Origin of the sequence: Mesorhizobium sp. AR07, assembly GCF_024746815.1 — a bacterium.
Taxonomy (GTDB): domain Bacteria; phylum Pseudomonadota; class Alphaproteobacteria; order Rhizobiales; family Rhizobiaceae; genus Mesorhizobium.
Genome location: NZ_CP080525.1, coordinates 1,257,880 through 1,271,901 on the forward strand (window position 1 = coordinate 1,257,880; position 14,022 = coordinate 1,271,901).

Annotated in this window: 15 protein-coding genes; 2 read left to right on the plus strand and 13 right to left on the minus strand. The window is 62.7% G+C overall.

Features of this window, described 5'->3' with window-relative positions:
• Nucleotides 1-36: 36 nt before the first annotated feature.
• From BPNPMPFG_RS06560 to yajC, 6 genes are all read right to left on the minus strand, one after another.
• Nucleotides 37-990 carry a sterol desaturase family protein gene (locus tag BPNPMPFG_RS06560; protein ID WP_258594122.1) on the minus strand — a complete coding sequence of 318 codons (954 nt, stop codon included), beginning with the start codon at nucleotides 988-990 and terminating at the stop codon, nucleotides 37-39.
• Nucleotides 990-1,424: a hypothetical protein gene (locus tag BPNPMPFG_RS06565; RefSeq protein ID WP_258594123.1), complete on the minus strand. Its 435-nt coding sequence runs from the start codon at nucleotides 1,422-1,424 to the stop codon at nucleotides 990-992. Before BPNPMPFG_RS06565 ends, BPNPMPFG_RS06560 begins: the two co-directional genes overlap by 1 nt.
• Before the next feature lie 82 nt (nucleotides 1,425-1,506).
• The gene (locus BPNPMPFG_RS06570) at nucleotides 1,507-2,349 is read right to left on the minus strand and encodes a phytoene/squalene synthase family protein (protein ID WP_258594131.1); all 843 of its coding nucleotides are present in this window, start codon (nucleotides 2,347-2,349) and stop codon (nucleotides 1,507-1,509) included.
• Between the two features lies 1 nt (nucleotide 2,350).
• On the minus strand, nucleotides 2,351-2,743 hold the full coding sequence (locus BPNPMPFG_RS06575) for an Mth938-like domain-containing protein (protein WP_258594133.1): 393 nt from the start codon (nucleotides 2,741-2,743) through the stop codon (nucleotides 2,351-2,353).
• Nucleotides 2,744-2,771: 28 nt separating this feature from the next.
• Complete coding sequence (gene secDF, locus BPNPMPFG_RS06580; protein WP_258594134.1) at nucleotides 2,772-5,321, minus strand: protein translocase subunit SecDF; 2,550 nt, start codon at nucleotides 5,319-5,321, stop codon at nucleotides 2,772-2,774.
• A gap of 51 nt (nucleotides 5,322-5,372) precedes the next feature.
• Nucleotides 5,373-5,714, minus strand: coding sequence for a preprotein translocase subunit YajC (gene yajC, locus BPNPMPFG_RS06585; protein WP_010909882.1), 342 nt, complete (start codon nucleotides 5,712-5,714; stop codon nucleotides 5,373-5,375).
• Nucleotides 5,715-6,006: 292 nt separating this feature from the next.
• Between yajC and BPNPMPFG_RS06590 the strand changes: the two genes are divergently transcribed.
• Nucleotides 6,007-6,882, plus strand: a complete 876-nt coding sequence (locus tag BPNPMPFG_RS06590; RefSeq protein WP_258594136.1) for an ATP-binding protein — start codon at nucleotides 6,007-6,009, stop codon at nucleotides 6,880-6,882.
• A gap of 90 nt (nucleotides 6,883-6,972) precedes the next feature.
• On the plus strand, nucleotides 6,973-7,638 hold the full coding sequence (locus BPNPMPFG_RS06595) for an HAD-IA family hydrolase (protein WP_258594138.1): 666 nt from the start codon (nucleotides 6,973-6,975) through the stop codon (nucleotides 7,636-7,638).
• A 69-nt stretch (nucleotides 7,639-7,707) separates the two neighbouring features.
• On the opposite strand, the gene BPNPMPFG_RS06600 is transcribed toward BPNPMPFG_RS06595, so the two are convergent.
• The 7 genes from BPNPMPFG_RS06600 to tatB all read right to left on the minus strand — a co-directional run bounded on the left by BPNPMPFG_RS06600 (nucleotide 7,708) and on the right by tatB (nucleotide 14,002).
• Entirely contained in the window at nucleotides 7,708-9,225 is a 1,518-nt protein-coding gene (locus tag BPNPMPFG_RS06600; protein ID WP_258594140.1) for a peptidoglycan DD-metalloendopeptidase family protein, read from the minus strand.
• A 190-nt stretch (nucleotides 9,226-9,415) separates the two neighbouring features.
• A complete protein-coding gene (locus BPNPMPFG_RS06605) occupies nucleotides 9,416-10,075 on the minus strand; it encodes a protein-L-isoaspartate(D-aspartate) O-methyltransferase (protein WP_258594142.1) in 660 nt (219 codons plus the stop codon).
• On the minus strand, nucleotides 10,072-10,830 hold the full coding sequence (surE, locus tag BPNPMPFG_RS06610) for a 5'/3'-nucleotidase SurE (RefSeq protein WP_258594144.1): 759 nt from the start codon (nucleotides 10,828-10,830) through the stop codon (nucleotides 10,072-10,074). The genes BPNPMPFG_RS06605 and surE overlap by 4 nt, the downstream gene beginning before the upstream one ends.
• Nucleotides 10,830-12,134 carry a serine--tRNA ligase gene (gene serS / locus BPNPMPFG_RS06615; protein ID WP_258594145.1) on the minus strand — a complete coding sequence of 435 codons (1,305 nt, stop codon included), beginning with the start codon at nucleotides 12,132-12,134 and terminating at the stop codon, nucleotides 10,830-10,832. The genes surE and serS overlap by 1 nt, the downstream gene beginning before the upstream one ends.
• Nucleotides 12,127-12,306: a hypothetical protein gene (locus tag BPNPMPFG_RS06620; protein WP_258594147.1), complete on the minus strand. Its 180-nt coding sequence runs from the start codon at nucleotides 12,304-12,306 to the stop codon at nucleotides 12,127-12,129. The genes serS and BPNPMPFG_RS06620 overlap by 8 nt, the downstream gene beginning before the upstream one ends.
• Before the next feature lie 20 nt (nucleotides 12,307-12,326).
• Nucleotides 12,327-13,202 carry a twin-arginine translocase subunit TatC gene (tatC, locus tag BPNPMPFG_RS06625; protein ID WP_258594149.1) on the minus strand — a complete coding sequence of 292 codons (876 nt, stop codon included), beginning with the start codon at nucleotides 13,200-13,202 and terminating at the stop codon, nucleotides 12,327-12,329.
• Nucleotides 13,199-14,002 (minus strand): Sec-independent protein translocase protein TatB, encoded by an 804-nt coding sequence (tatB, locus tag BPNPMPFG_RS06630; RefSeq protein WP_258594151.1) that lies wholly within the window; start codon nucleotides 14,000-14,002, stop codon nucleotides 13,199-13,201. The genes tatC and tatB overlap by 4 nt, the downstream gene beginning before the upstream one ends.
• Nucleotides 14,003-14,022: the final 20 nt, after the last annotated feature.

Genomic DNA, 14,022 nt, shown 5'->3' on the forward strand with positions numbered 1-14,022 from the left:
TCATGCTGTCAAATGGACACCAGATCGCATTTAACTTCACTCTGCGGCCAGATAGACACTCGCTGCAGGTAGCCCCGGCTTGCCAGCCTCATCAGGATTTCGCCGGACATAGGCGGCCTTCAGGCTCTCCGAGGTTTCGCGCGAGCCGTCATGGCTCCAGCCCGGCGGCTTGATCAGATAATTCAGGCGATCGCGCAACGTCAGCCCTGGGGCAAAAGCATCCCTGAACATGCCGATCCATTCGTGGAATGCCACTTTCAGCGGGTTGAAGGTGCCCAGATTCTTGACGATGCCGTAGCGCGGCCGGTCTTCCTCCAATTCCTCGACGAAAGTGCCGAACATCCGATCCCAGATGATCAGCGTGCCGGCATAGTTGGCGTCGAGATAGCGCGGATTGGTGGCGTGGTGGACGCGGTGGTGCGAGGGCGTGTTGAAGACGAATTCGAACCAGCTCCACATCTTGCCGATGGTCTCCGTGTGGATCCAGAACTGCCAGACCAGGTTGAAGCCGAAGGTGAAGGCAATCACCGCCGGATGAAAGCCGAGCAGCACCAGCGGCGCCTGCAGCACGAACATGAAGGTGAACAGACCGGTCCAGCTTTGTCTCAGCGCCGTCGACAGATTGTAGTGCTGGCTGGAATGGTGGTTGACGTGCTCGGCCCACACCCAGCGCACCCGATGCGCAATGCGGTGGTAGACATAGTAGCGCAAGTCATCGAGCAGGAAGGCGGCCAGGAACACCCAAACCGACAGGCCGAGATTGAAGACGCGGAATTGCCACAGCCACAGCAGAGCCCAGTAGGACACAACGCCAAGCAGCAGCCCGGCAACGACATTGCCGGTGCCCATCATCAGGCTGGTCAGCGTGTCGCGCGTCTCGAACGAGCCCTTGGCGCGGCCGGTGCGCACCAGCCAGAGCTCGATCAAAATGGCGGCGACGAAGAACGGGATGGCCAGCTGGGTGACTTGCGGAAAATCGTAGCTGTCCATCACGCAGCCTCCCCTACGGAATTTGAACGGTGCGGCTCGAGCGCTTTCAGCACGCCTTGCGCATCTGCTGCACTGGCAAAGCGGAAGCGGCCGCCCTTCCAGGTGAAATCGGCAAGCCGGAACGAAACCGTGTTTGCATCGTCGCCGGCCAACGCCATGATGTCTCGAGAGATGACGATGCGGGTCAAAAAGCAGTCGCCTATGCTGTGCACGATGCCGACGCGCCCTCGCTCGATATCCAGAAATGCCGTCCTGGCATCCGCCGTCAGGCGGACCATCGTCGCGATCTCGTCGGGAAAATCCTCGGCAAAACGGCTTATTGCCTGATCCGTGCCGGTAAGCGTGGCCGTCTTGCTGCCACCGGTGAGATGCACTGAAGCAACCGACAGCGCAATGCCAAGGGCGACGATCGCGACCAGCAAAGGCAAGCTCATGGATGGGTATCTCCTCCGGCCCCCCTGTTGTCTGTGGCAACAGTTCTGGCTCGGGGACTCCTTAGCACGATTGACGTTTACGTCAAAGTGCCAGCCAGCCCTTGCTAGCGCGACGCAGCAACAGCCAATGTCGGCGCAAGGCCGACAGCCGCGTCACGCCGTCGAGCGGCGAGCCATTCTCCATTTTCGTGAGATAGGCCCGCGACAGCGCCAGCGGCAGAAATGCCTGATGCAACGAGGCCGGCAGAGCCGATGCGCCCTGTTCGAAAGCCGAAAGATGATCCCGCGCCAGCGCGATCATCGCCGCCACCGCGCGCTTGGCGCCTGGACCTCCGTCCCCAGCGAGGAATTCTTGCGGCGAAGAGCCTGCCGCAGCCAGAATATCGGCCGGGACAAAACACTGCCCGCGCCGGCGGTGCAGCGGCAGCAGAAGTAAAAGACCGGTCATCGCCTGCGCGCAGCCGGCCCTGCCCGAAAGCTCGGCAAAACCAGGCGCCTCAACGGGATCGAGCGTCATCGCCGCAAGCTGGATGAGCGCGGCTGCCGTCTCGCCGCAATAGCCTTCGAGATCTGTGCGCGACGGCATCGGGTCGTCGTAAAGATCGAAAACGCGCGCATCGAGCATGTTCCCGAAGGCCTGTTTCGGCAGATTGTACGTTGCTATCGTGGCATTCAGGGCTTCGGCAACAGGATGGCCGGCGCCCGCCTCTCCGCCGGCGGCAATGACATCGCGCCACCATTGCAGCCGCACCTCGCCCGGCAGTGGCTCGTGGATGCGATCGCGAATGCTTGCGATTTCGGCGTTGAAGGCATAGAGCGAAAACAGCGCGTCGCGCTTTTCGGCCGGCGCGTAGAGCGCTGTGAGGTAACGGTCATGGTCGGCGGCGCGCACCGCGTCCATGACGATTTTGGCATTTTGGGACATGTCAATCGACGGCGATGAGCGCGGCGGCCACGGCGCGCTCTTCCGCCAGAAGGACGTTGTAGGTCCGCACCGCGGCTCCCGTCGACATCGGGTCGGACGCAATGCCTGCCGCCTTCAGCGCGACCCGCAGTGCCGCAGGCAATGGCCGGAGTTCCCTGCCCATGCCGACCAGCAGGATCTCGACCTTGCTTGCCTCGGCCAGCAGTCTGTCGAAATCCGCCACCGTCAGCGCCAGGGGATCCGCCGGCTCCCAGCCATGGATCCCGGATGGCAGGCACATGAGCGAACCGCGATGCGACATGTCGGCAAAGCGGAACCCGCCATTGCCGTAGGCCTCGATCGGCGCGCGGCCGGGAAAATGCGCCTCGCGGATGACGATGCCTTTGCCGGTCACCGTTTTGTCACCCCCTCGGGGCCGCGCGTCAGGTCGCGACCGCCTTGCCGCCGCTGACCGGCTTCTCCTCGTCGGCTGTGGTCTGCGGCCGCAGCTTGAACAGGATCAGCAGCGGTGCCGCGATGAAGATCGACGAATAGGTGCCGAACACGACGCCGAACAGCATCGCCATGGTGAACGAGCGGATCACCTCGCCGCCGAACAGCACCAGCGCCAGCAGCGCCAGGATCGTCGTCACGGAGGTCAGCGTCGTTCTCGACAGCGTCTCGTTGATGGCGTTGTTCAGCAACTGCGGGAGCGGCATGCGCTTGTATTTCCGCAGGTCCTCGCGAACACGGTCATAGACCACGATCGTGTCGTTCAGCGAATAGCCGATAATGGTCAGGATCGCCGCCAGCGATGATTGGTTGAACTCGAGCCCTGTGATGACGAAGAAGCCGATGGTCATGACCACGTCGTGCACCGTCGCAACGATGGCGCCAACCGCGAACTGCCATTCGAAGCGGAACCACACATAGACCAGGATGCCCAGCAGCGCGATCAACATGGCGATCGTGCCTTGCTTGGCGAGTTCGCCCGAAACTGTCGGCCCCACCACTTCGACGCGGCGGAAGTCATAATTATCCTGCAGTTCGCCGCGCACCTTGTCGATGACCGTCTGCTCGGCATTCTCGCCGCCATCCTGGGTACCGACGCGGATCAGCACGTCGTTCGGCGCACCGAACTGCTGTACCTGGACTTCACCGATGTTGAGGCTCGACAGCCGGCCTCTGATGTCTGCGAGATCGGCATTGCCACCTTTGGCCTGCACCTCGATCAGCGAACCGCCCTTGAAATCGATGCCGTAATTGATGCCGACGGTCATGAACAGCACCACGGACAGGATCGAAAGTGCGCTCGAGAGCGTGAACGTCCAGCGCCGGATGCCCATGAATGGGATCTTGGTGCCCGGCGGAACGAATGTGACCGGCGCGCGCGGCATTTCCTTCGGTCGCGCACGGCGCAACCAGATCGATACCAGCATCCGGGTGAAGGTGAAGGCGGTGAAGACCGTGGTCAGGATGCCGATGGCGTAGGTGATGGCAAAGCCCTTCACCGGCCCGGTGCCGAGATAGAACAGCACCACGGTGGCAATCAGCGACGTGACGTTGGAATCGACGATGGTCGCCAGCGCCTTCGAGAAGCCAGTGTCGATCGCCTGGATCACAGAGCGTCCGGCGCGTCGCTCCTCGCGAATACGCTCGTAGATCAGCACGTTGGAATCCACCGCCATGCCGATGGTCAGCACGATACCGGCGATACCCGGCAAGGTGAGCGTCGCGCCGAGCAGCGACAACAGCCCGACGATCATCGCCACGTGCACCGCCAGCGCGATGTTGGCAAGGAAGCCGAGGAAACCGTAGGCGACGAACATGAACACGACCACGAGGATCGAGCCGATGATGCCGGCGACCTTGCCGGCATGGATGGAATCCTGGCCGAGGCCCGGGCCGACTGTGCGCTCTTCGATCACCGTCAACGTCGCCGGCAAGGCGCCGGCGCGCAGCAGCACGGCAAGGTCGTTGGCGCTCTGGGCTGTGAAATTGCCGGAAATCTGGCCGGTGCCGCCAAGGATCGCCTCGCGGATCTGCGGCGCCGAGATCACCTGATTGTCGAGGATGATGGCGAACAGCTTGCCGACATTCTGCGCGGTCGCCTGGCCGAAGCGCGCCGCACCTTTCGAATCGAAGCGGAACGACACCACCGGCTCGTTGTTCTGCGAATTGTATGTCGCCTGCGCATCGACAAGGTTCTCGCCCGAAACGATGACGCGGTTTTCGATCAGATAGGGAACCGGCGGATCGTCCTGCGAATACAGCACTGTCGAGCCGGCAGGCGGACGGCCATTGAGCGCGTCCTGCACCGGCATCGACTGGTCGACCATCTGGAAGGTCAGCTTGGCGGTCTGGCCGAGGATCTCCTTCAGCCTTTGCGGATCCTGCAGACCCGGCACCTGGACCAGGATGCGGTCGTCGCCCTGCCGCTGGACGATAGGCTCCGTCGTGCCGAGTTCGTTGACGCGGCGCCCCACCACCTCGATCGACTGCGTCAGCGCGGTCGATGTGCGGTATTTGATGCCGGCGTCGGTGACATTGAACTTGAGCAGGCCGGGCTCGGAATCGTCGAGCGTCATTTCCTTGATAGAGCCGCCGGTGAACAGGCCGGCCGCGACTGGTTCGGTCAGCGACTTCAGCGCCGTCTTGGCAACGTCGAGCTGAGCGGGATCGGTGATGCGGACCTGCAAGGTCCGTCCGGTGCCGGCAAGGCCAGTATAGCCGATCTTGGCGTCACGCAGCAGAGTGCGGATTTCGTCGCGCGTCGTCTCCAGCCGGTCCTTGATCAGGTCGTTCTGATTCATCTCCAGCAGGATGTGCGAGCCGCCCTGCAGGTCGAGGCCGAGCGTCATCTGCCGCTTCGGTACCCAGCTTGGAAGCTGCGCCAAAGTGCTTGCGGGAATGAGATTGGGCGCGGCGAGGATCACTGTGATGGCCACGGCCACCCAGATCAGGATCATCTTGAAGCGCGAAAAATAAAGCATATGGCGTCGTCCGTCAGAGCGTATCCGCGGATCGCTCCGCCTGAAATTCGGTTATTTCTTGGCGTTCTGGTTCGCCACCGGCTCGCCCTTGACGCGCACATCGGCAATCGTCGAACGCAGCGCGGTCACCTTGGTGCCACCACCGAGGTCGATCTCGAGCTCGTTGTCGTCAATCACCTTGGTCACCTTGCCGACGAAGCCGCCGCCGGTGACGACCGTGTCGCCACGACGAACCGCGGCCAGCATCTCGCCGCGCTTCTTCAGCTGCGTGCGCTGCGGCCGGATGATCAGAAAATACATGATCACGAAAATCAGGACAAACGGCAAAATGCTGATGAACATATCGGGAGAGGCGCCGCCGATGCCTTGGGCGTATGCCGGTGTCACGAACATCGAGGTACTCCTGAATTTTGAAAACAGCCGCCAACCGTCCTGTGGAGTTTGGCGGCCCCTTGAAATTTGGCCGGAATATAGTCGGTAAAGTTGTCAATGCAACTGCGCGGCCGACCAAATCGGCTGCTTTTCCGGCCTGTTGAGCCGTGTTAGAGCATGATCGCGAAAAGCGCGAGCCGGTTTTCGGAAAAGATCACGCTCGAACAAAAGGTTGCAACCGGTTTCGAACCCGACGGAATCGGCCAGCTTCCCGCTCCCCACACGTCAAAACCGCGAAAAACAAAAGACAGACATGACCGACAGCAGCATCGACGCCCTCAACAAGAAACTCGACCGGCTGATCGAGGCGGTTAGCCGCCTCGCCCCGCCGCCAGTGCTTGAAACCGACATCGGCGAGGCTGACTGCTTCGTCTGGCAGGCCGATCCCGGCTATCTGGAGCCGGTGCGCAAGGTCAACCGCGTCGACATCGGCCTGATCCGTGGCGTCGACCGGGTCCGTGACATCCTGGTCGACAACACCGAGCGCTTCGCCGCCGGCTACGCGGCCAACAACGTGTTGTTGTGGGGCGCGCGCGGCATGGGCAAATCGTCGCTGGTCAAGGCCGTGCATGCCGAAATCAACGCCAAGGCCAAGTCCGACCTGCCGCTGAAGCTGATCGAGATCCACCGCGAGGACATCGACACGCTGCCGAAGCTGATGGGTTTGCTGAAGGCAGCCCCCTTCCGCTTCATCCTGTTTTGCGACGACCTCTCCTTCGATCACGACGACACCTCCTACAAGTCGCTGAAGGCAGCGCTCGAAGGCGGCGTCGAGGGCCGCCCGGCCAATGTCATCTTCTACGCCACCTCGAACCGCCGGCATCTTTTGCCGCGCGACATGATCGACAATGAGCGCTCGACCGCCATCAACCCGTCCGAGGCGGTCGAGGAAAAGGTGTCGCTGTCCGACCGCTTCGGCCTGTGGCTTGGCTTCCACAAATGTTCGCAGGACGAATACCTCGACATGATCGACGGTTACATCAGCCATCACGGCCTTGCCATCGATCCCGAGACGCTGCGCGCCGAGGCGCTGGAATGGGCGACGACGCGCGGCAGCCGCTCGGGCCGCGTCGCCTGGCAGTTCACCCAGGACCTGGCTGGCCGGCTCGGCAGGCCGCTCAAGGACTAATGTGTAGACAGTTGCTGACTTGACCACGGATCGATACGGAACCGTTTCGACCCATCGTCATATTCTCAAGCCCGAAACCGGGGGAGAAGAATGCGCACGATCATGATGGATGTGGATGGCGTTTTGGTCAGCGGCCGTCCAATCGACGGCGCTCATCTCTTTACCGATCTGGAGAAGGACCTAGGTATCCCGCTCGACTTGCTGCAACGCGAATTTTTCGTGCCGCGTTGGCCTGCGATTGTCACCGGTCAGCGGCTTCTCGAGCCGGAACTCGCCGATGTGTTAGCTGCCATCGCACCTGATGTCGCAGCTGAAACCCTTATCAAATACTGGTTTGAGAACGATTCCCGAATTGATCGGGAGGTGCTCGGCGCAATTTCTGAACTTCGAAGGGACGGCAAGCGAGTTTTTCTAGCCACCAATCAGGAGCACAGGCGCGCGAGCTACCTGATGAACGATATGCGCCTCGCTGACCACGTGGACGGCATCATCTATTCGGCAGCACTTGGTCATCGCAAACCTTCCGCCAAATTCTATGAGCTTGCTACTAAATTTGCGCAGACCAGGGCTTCAGACATAGTCCTGATCGATGACGCGCAGGACAATGTGCTGGCCGCCAGGGCCTGTGGGTGGGGCGCCCTACACTGGAAGGAAGGCGTGACCGCTGCGACGCTGATTGCATTCTCCGCCAAGGGCGCGCCAAACTTGTCGGATGCACCCCAACTGAAAAAGCCCGCTCCTTGCCGGGCGGGCTGAGCCGGCGGGCCGGACTGGAGGTCAGGCGGCCCGCAAATCGCTTTTTTTCTTCTATTCGAGATAGCCCGACTATTCGAGATAGCCAGAGGGGTCGACCGGGGCGGAATTCTTGCGCACTTCGAAGTGCAGCTTCGGCGAGTCCGTCGTGCCGCTCATGCCCGACAGTGCGATTTCCTGGCCGCGCTTGACCTTCTGGCCGCGCTGCACCTCGATCGAACTGGCATGGCCGTAGACGGTGACCAGGCCATTCTCGTGGCGCACCAGCACCGTGTTGCCGAATTCCTTGAGGCCGTCGCCGGCATAGATGACGACGCCATTCTCGGCCGCCTTGACCGGCGTGCCCGTCGGCACGGCGATGTCGACGCCGTCCTTGCCCGCGCCAAAATTGGAGATCACCCGGCCACGCACCGGCCAGCGCATCTTGCCGATGCCGGTGGCGTCAGGCGCGACGGCATCGTCGGACTCCGCCTGCTGGATGACCTTCGAATCTTTCTTCGGCGGCGTGTAGGACGCCAGCGTTTCCGACGGCGTCGCCTTAGCCGCGGGCTGCGTGGTCGCCGTGGTCACCGGATCGATCTTCGCCGGCTTGGCGCTGGCGACGGTCGCGGTCCCGCCGGCCGGCACCTTCAGGGTCTGGCCGATCTTGAGCAAGCCATCCTGCATGCCGTTGGCCTGCTTGATGGCGACGACACCGACACCGGTTTTCCTGGCGATGGAAGAAAGCGTGTCGCCCGACTGGACCGTATAGGTGCCGGCGGCACCGGTCGCCTTGGCCGCGGCCACCTGCGGCTTGGGTTCCTTGGGCTGGCTTGCGGCGGCCGAAGCATCCACCTGAGCGGCGGACTTGCCCTCCTTGAGCTTCGGCTGCTGCGGCAGCACGGCGACCTTGTCCGGCGCGGTCGCCGGCAGGTCGTGCTTGCCGTCCTTCGCCGGCTTGGCGTCGGCGACTTTCGGCTCGGTTTTGCTCGAATAGGCATAGGCCGGGATGACCAGCTTCTGGCCGGTCTTCAGCCCCTTGGTCGCGCTCAGCCCGTTGACCTTCATGATCACGTCGGCCGGCACCTTGTAGTGCTGCGCCAGGCCGGAAATCGTTTCGCCATCCCTGACGACGATCTCGGTTGCATGCGGGGTACCAGCCTCGGCCACGCGCGGTGCATCAGGCTGCGCGACCTTGAACGGCGATGACGACGGAGCAGCAGTGCCGGTCGCTGTCCTGACATGCGGCGCCGCGGCCAATGCGGTGCGCACCGGCCTTGAAGCAGGCGCAAGCACGGGAGCCGGCTGCGCCTGAGCAGAAACGGGCGGAGGCAGCGGCCGCGTCGAGACCGGTTCGAGACTGGAGCGGCTGACCGACTGAGTATGGGTGCCGTCGAGCGGAGCGGCCGCGACATCGCCCGGATAGGGCTGCACGGCATCCTGCTTGTTGATGATGGCGCGCTGATTGTTGGTCGATGAGGTAAAGACGTCATCGACGCTGTTGAAGCGTGAAGCCTGGGAGCTGCACCCCGCCGCGGCACCAGCGACCATGAGTACGGCGCAACCACGCATCAGGTTGCGTCCATTTACCTTCAAAACACTGAGTTGCATCGCACTGACCCGCACATACCCGGTACAAACTAGGCATGATTAAAGCGCGTTAATGTTACTCGTCGGTTAACCCTATGGAATCCGCCGCGATTTTTCTTAAAATATTAGAGGATGGGCTTGGGGATGGTCCGTGGGTACCGGAAGCGCAGGAAGCCTGCCAATCGCAGGCCGGCTGGATATCGACGATACGCTAGATGATGGCAGCGACGCTGGGCAGGATGGGCTGCAGGCGCACGAGGCCGATGTCCTCGCGCTCGAAACGGCTGCCGACCTTGGTCAGCTTGGCCAGCACCTGTTCGCCCTCTTCGGGCCCGATTGGGGCGATGACGATGCCGCCGCTCGACAATTGGTCGAGCAGGAAGCGCGGCAGGCTGTCGAAGGCGGCCCAGGCGACGATGCGATCGAACGGCCCTTCGTTCGGCAGACCGCCGGAACCATCCGCCTGGCGCACGATGACATTGCCGATACCGAGCGCCTCGAAGCGCTGCCTGGCCTGCTCGACAAGCGTCTTGTAGCGATCGGCGGTGACGATCCGCGCCGCCAGCCGCGACATCACCGCGGCCGTGTAGCCCGAACCGGTGCCGATCTCGAGCACCCGGTTGCCCTCTTCGATGGCGAGTGCCGCGATCACCGCCGCCTGCAGGTCAGCACCCTCGATCGCCTCGCCGCATTCGATCGGCAGCATGCGATCCGACCAGGCGATCGGATGGAACTGGGCGCCAAGAAAACCGCGCCGCGGTGTCGCCTCGAAAGCCGCGATCAGCGCCTTCGGCACCGTCCCCCTGCCGCGCAAACGCAGCAGAAAGGCGGCAAAGCCTTCGCGGTCATCGATTGGAAGCCCCTGATTCATGCGAGCGCCTTGCTCAGCTGGTCACGGATTTCATGCGCGGTGAGGTCAAGCTGCAATGGCGTCACCGATACAAGCCTGTTGCGCAAGGCGTAAAGGTCGGTGCCTTGCTTGCCTTCGACCGGCTCGCGGCCGAAGCGCAGCCAGTAGTAAGGCAGGCCGCGCCCGTCGCGGCGCTCGTCGACCCACAGGCTGTGCACGAGCTTGCCTTGCGAGGTCACCACCGTACCGGCGACGTCTTCGGGAAGGCAGTTCGGAAAATTGACGTTGAGCAGCACGCCGTCCGGCAGTGGCGTCGCGACCAGCTTCTTCAGCAGTGCCGGCGCCAGCGCCTCGGTCGTCTCATAGGGAACGACGCGATCCTCGCCGACATAGCTGTAGCCCTGGCTGAGCGCAATCGACCGGATGCCGAGCAGCGCGCCTTCCATGGCGCCGGCGACGGTGCCCGAATAGGTGACGTCGTCGGCGATGTTGGCGCCGGAATTGATGCCGGACAGGATCAGATCGGGCGCGCCGGGCAGGATCTTCTTGACGCCCATGATGACGCAGTCGGTCGGCGTGCCGCGCACGGCAAAATGCTTCTCGCCGATCTTGCGCAACCGCAGCGGCTCCGAGATCGACAGCGAATGCGCATAGCCGGACTGGTCCTGCTCGGGCGCCACCACCCAGACATCGTCGGACAGCGTGCGTGCGACCCGTTCGAGCGACGCAAGCCCCTCGGCATGAATGCCGTCGTCATTGGTCAGGAGAATCCGCATTATTTCGATTCGATCTTTTCCAGGCCGCCCATGTAAGGCCGCAGCACTTCAGGAATGGTTACGCTGCCATCCTCATTCTGGTAGTTTTCGATGACAGCTATGAGCGCGCGACCGACGGCGGTGCCCGAACCGTTGAGCGTATGGACGAAACGATTGCCCTTGCCGTCCCTGTCCTTGTAGCGGGCGTCCATGCGGCGCGCCTGGAAATCGCCGCACACCGAACAGGACGAGATTTCGCGATAGGCGTTCTGGCCGGGCAGCCAGACCTCGATGTCGTAGGTCTTGCGCGCGCCAAAGCCCATGTCGCCGGTGCACAGCGTCATGGTGCGGAACGGCAGGCCGAGCCGCTTCAGCACTTCCTCGGCGCATTGCGTCATCCGCTCGTGTTCGGCAAGCGACGACTCCTGATCGGTGATCGACACCAGCTCGACCTTGTAGAACTGGTGTTGGCGCAGCATGCCGCGCGTGTCGCGCCCGGCCGAGCCTGCCTCCGAGCGGAAGCATGGCGTCAGCGCGGCGTAGCGCAGGGGCAGTTTTTCATGCGCGGTGATCTCTTCGCGCACCAGATTGGTGAGTGGCACCTCGGCGGTCGGGATCAGGCCAAGCCTGCCCTCCCCATGCGGCGTGAAAAACAGATCCTCCTCGAACTTCGGCAGCTGGTTAGTGCCGAAAAGAACGTCGTCCTTGACCATCAGCGGCGGGATGACTTCCTCATAGCCATGCTCGGTCGTGTGCAGGTCGAGCATGAATTGTCCGAGTGCGCGTTCCATCCGCGCCAGCCCGTTCTTCAGCACGGTGAAGCGCGAGCCCGACAGCTTTGCCGCGCGCTCGAAATCCATCATGCCGAGCGCTTCGCCGATCTCGTAATGCTCCTTCACCCAGTTCGGGCGCGCCGGCACCTTGCCGACGATGTGCTTGACGACATTGTCGTGCTCGTCCTTGCCTACAGGCACATCGTCGAACGGCACATTGGGCAGCACCGCCAGCGCGTCGTTCAGCGCCTTGTCGAGCTCGCGTTCTCGCGCCTCGCCATTCTGGATGAACGTCTTTATATCGCCGACTTCGGCTTTCAGCCTTTCGGCAAGTGCTGCATCGCCCGAGCGCATGGCGTTGCCGATCTCCTTCGAGGCGGCGTTGCGGCGCTCCTGCTTGGTCTGCAGCTCGGTGACGTGTTCGCGCCGTGCCTCGTCCGAGGCGATCAGCCCGTCGACCGTGGACTGCGCCTCGCCCGCCGACCACGAGCGCTTGACCAGCGCCTCGACAAGGGCCTTCGGGTTGTCGCGAATCCATTTGATGTCAAGCATGATTTGAACGCTCCTGGGTAGCATGTCGCCCAAAAGTGCACAGCGGTTTTGGGACAACGACATGCTTCAAAACAAAACTGAAACGCATCGCCATGATGGCGATGCGTTTCAGCCAGAGGGCGTAAACCGCATCCTTGATCGATGCAAGATGAGGCTGGGCGGCGGTTGTCATTTTCCGCCGCCGGCGCTTGCCTACGAGGCTGCCGGCGTCGGAGGCTCGTCTGGGACTTTGTCCGCCACGGTTTCCGCCGCGTCCTGCTTCTCGCGTGCCACCCGCTGCTTTTCCTGATCGCGTTCGATCAGCCGGGCAGCCCAGATGGAGACCTCGTAGAGCAGGATCGTCGGAATGGCCAAGCCGATCTGGCTCATCGGATCGGGTGGCGTCAGCACCGCCGCGACGACGAAGGCGATGACGATCGCCCATTTGCGCTTCTCCGCCAGCGCCTTGGACGACAGCATGCCGACCCGCGTCATCAGGCTGGTCACCACCGGCAGCTGGAACACCAGGCCGAAGGAGAAGATCAGCGTCATGATCAGGCTGAGATATTCCGACACTTTCGGCAGCAGCGAAATCTGCACCTGATCGTCGGTGCCGGCCTGCTGCATGGCGAGGAAGAACCACATCACCATTGGCGTGAAGAAGAAATAGACCAGCGACGCGCCCAACAGGAACAGCACGGGCGATGCGATCAGGAATGGCAGGAAGGCATTGCGCTCGTTCTTGTAGAGGCCGGGCGCGATGAACTTGTAGATCTGCGTGGCGATCAGCGGAAACGCGATGACCATGCCGCCGAACATGGCGAGCTTGACCTGGGTGAAGAAGAATTCCTGCGGCGCGGTGTAGATCAGCTCGACCTTGTGCGGATCAAGCCCGGCCCATTTCGTCGCCCATTTGAACGGGACGACCAGAAGGTTGAACAGCTTCTTGGCGAAGAAGAAGCAGACGAGGAAGGCGACGAAGAAGCCACCGAGCGACCAGATCAGCCGCCGGCGCAGCTCGATCAGATGCTCCATCAGCGGCGCCGACGATTTTTCGATCTCGTCCTTTTCCTTGTCCGAAACGCTCACTTGGCGGCTCCCGCCGTCTTTTTGGCCGCCGGCTTCTTCGCCGGGGCAGGCTTCGGTTCGGCTTTCGCCCCGGTCTTGGTCGAGATCGGCTTGGTCGGGATCGGCTTCGTGGCTTTGGGCGTTTCAGGCTTTGCCGCCGTCACCGCCTTCGCCGGCGCCTTGGATGCAGGCGTGGCCTTGGCGGTCGCCGCTTTCGCGGGTGCGGAAACCTTTGCGTCCTTTGCCGACGCCTTGGCAGGCGCTTTTGCAACCGGCGTCGCCTTGGCCGGCGCGGCCTTGGCGACTTTCTTCGCCGTCGACGCCTTCGCCGCCACAACCGGTTCCGTCGGCGCCGACGCCGTCACCACCGATTCGTCGGTCATTGCCGGGAAAATCGGCTCTGCCGGCGCCGTTTCCGGTCCGCTGACGCCAGGCATGGTCGTCGCACCGTTCTTCAACGGTTCGGCCGCCTGCGGCGTCGAAGCGGCGGGTGCTGCCGGATCGGCGGCCGGCTTCGGCTTCATCGCCGCGTCGACGCCCGAGCGCACATCGGCTGCCGCCTGTTCGAACGGATTGAGCTGCTTCTTGATCTCGGCCATCGGGCTGAGGCCCCTGAGCTCGTCGACCGACTTCTTGACGTCGTCGAGCTCGGCTTCCTTCAGCGCTTCGTTGAACTGTTTCTGGAAATCGGCCGCCATGGCGCGCAGCTTCGCCGTCGTGCGGCCGAAGGTGCGCAGCATATTGGGCAAATCCTTGGGTCCGACGACCACGATCATGACGATCGCGATGACCAGCATTTCGGTCCAGCCGACTTCAAACATGGCACTCTGTTCCGACTAGA

Bases quoted from the DNA above. Each gene is read 5' to 3' on its own strand.
- BPNPMPFG_RS06560 (WP_258594122.1), bottom strand. From the start codon at position 990: ATGGACAGCTACGATTTTCCGCAAGTCACCCAGCTGGCCATCCCGTTC.
- BPNPMPFG_RS06565 (WP_258594123.1), bottom strand. From the start codon at position 1,424: ATGAGCTTGCCTTTGCTGGTCGCGATCGTCGCCCTTGGCATTGCGCTG.
- BPNPMPFG_RS06570 (WP_258594131.1), bottom strand. From the start codon at position 2,349: ATGTCCCAAAATGCCAAAATCGTCATGGACGCGGTGCGCGCCGCCGAC.
- secDF (WP_258594134.1), bottom strand. From the start codon at position 5,321: ATGCTTTATTTTTCGCGCTTCAAGATGATCCTGATCTGGGTGGCCGTG.
- yajC (WP_010909882.1), bottom strand. From the start codon at position 5,714: ATGTTCGTGACACCGGCATACGCCCAAGGCATCGGCGGCGCCTCTCCC.
- BPNPMPFG_RS06590 (WP_258594136.1), top strand. From the start codon at position 6,007: ATGACCGACAGCAGCATCGACGCCCTCAACAAGAAACTCGACCGGCTG.
- BPNPMPFG_RS06595 (WP_258594138.1), top strand. From the start codon at position 6,973: ATGCGCACGATCATGATGGATGTGGATGGCGTTTTGGTCAGCGGCCGT.
- BPNPMPFG_RS06600 (WP_258594140.1), bottom strand. From the start codon at position 9,225: ATGCAACTCAGTGTTTTGAAGGTAAATGGACGCAACCTGATGCGTGGT.
- BPNPMPFG_RS06605 (WP_258594142.1), bottom strand. From the start codon at position 10,075: ATGAATCAGGGGCTTCCAATCGATGACCGCGAAGGCTTTGCCGCCTTT.
- surE (WP_258594144.1), bottom strand. From the start codon at position 10,830: ATGCGGATTCTCCTGACCAATGACGACGGCATTCATGCCGAGGGGCTT.
- serS (WP_258594145.1), bottom strand. From the start codon at position 12,134: ATGCTTGACATCAAATGGATTCGCGACAACCCGAAGGCCCTTGTCGAG.
- BPNPMPFG_RS06620 (WP_258594147.1), bottom strand. From the start codon at position 12,306: ATGACAACCGCCGCCCAGCCTCATCTTGCATCGATCAAGGATGCGGTT.
- tatB (WP_258594151.1), bottom strand. From the start codon at position 14,002: ATGTTTGAAGTCGGCTGGACCGAAATGCTGGTCATCGCGATCGTCATG.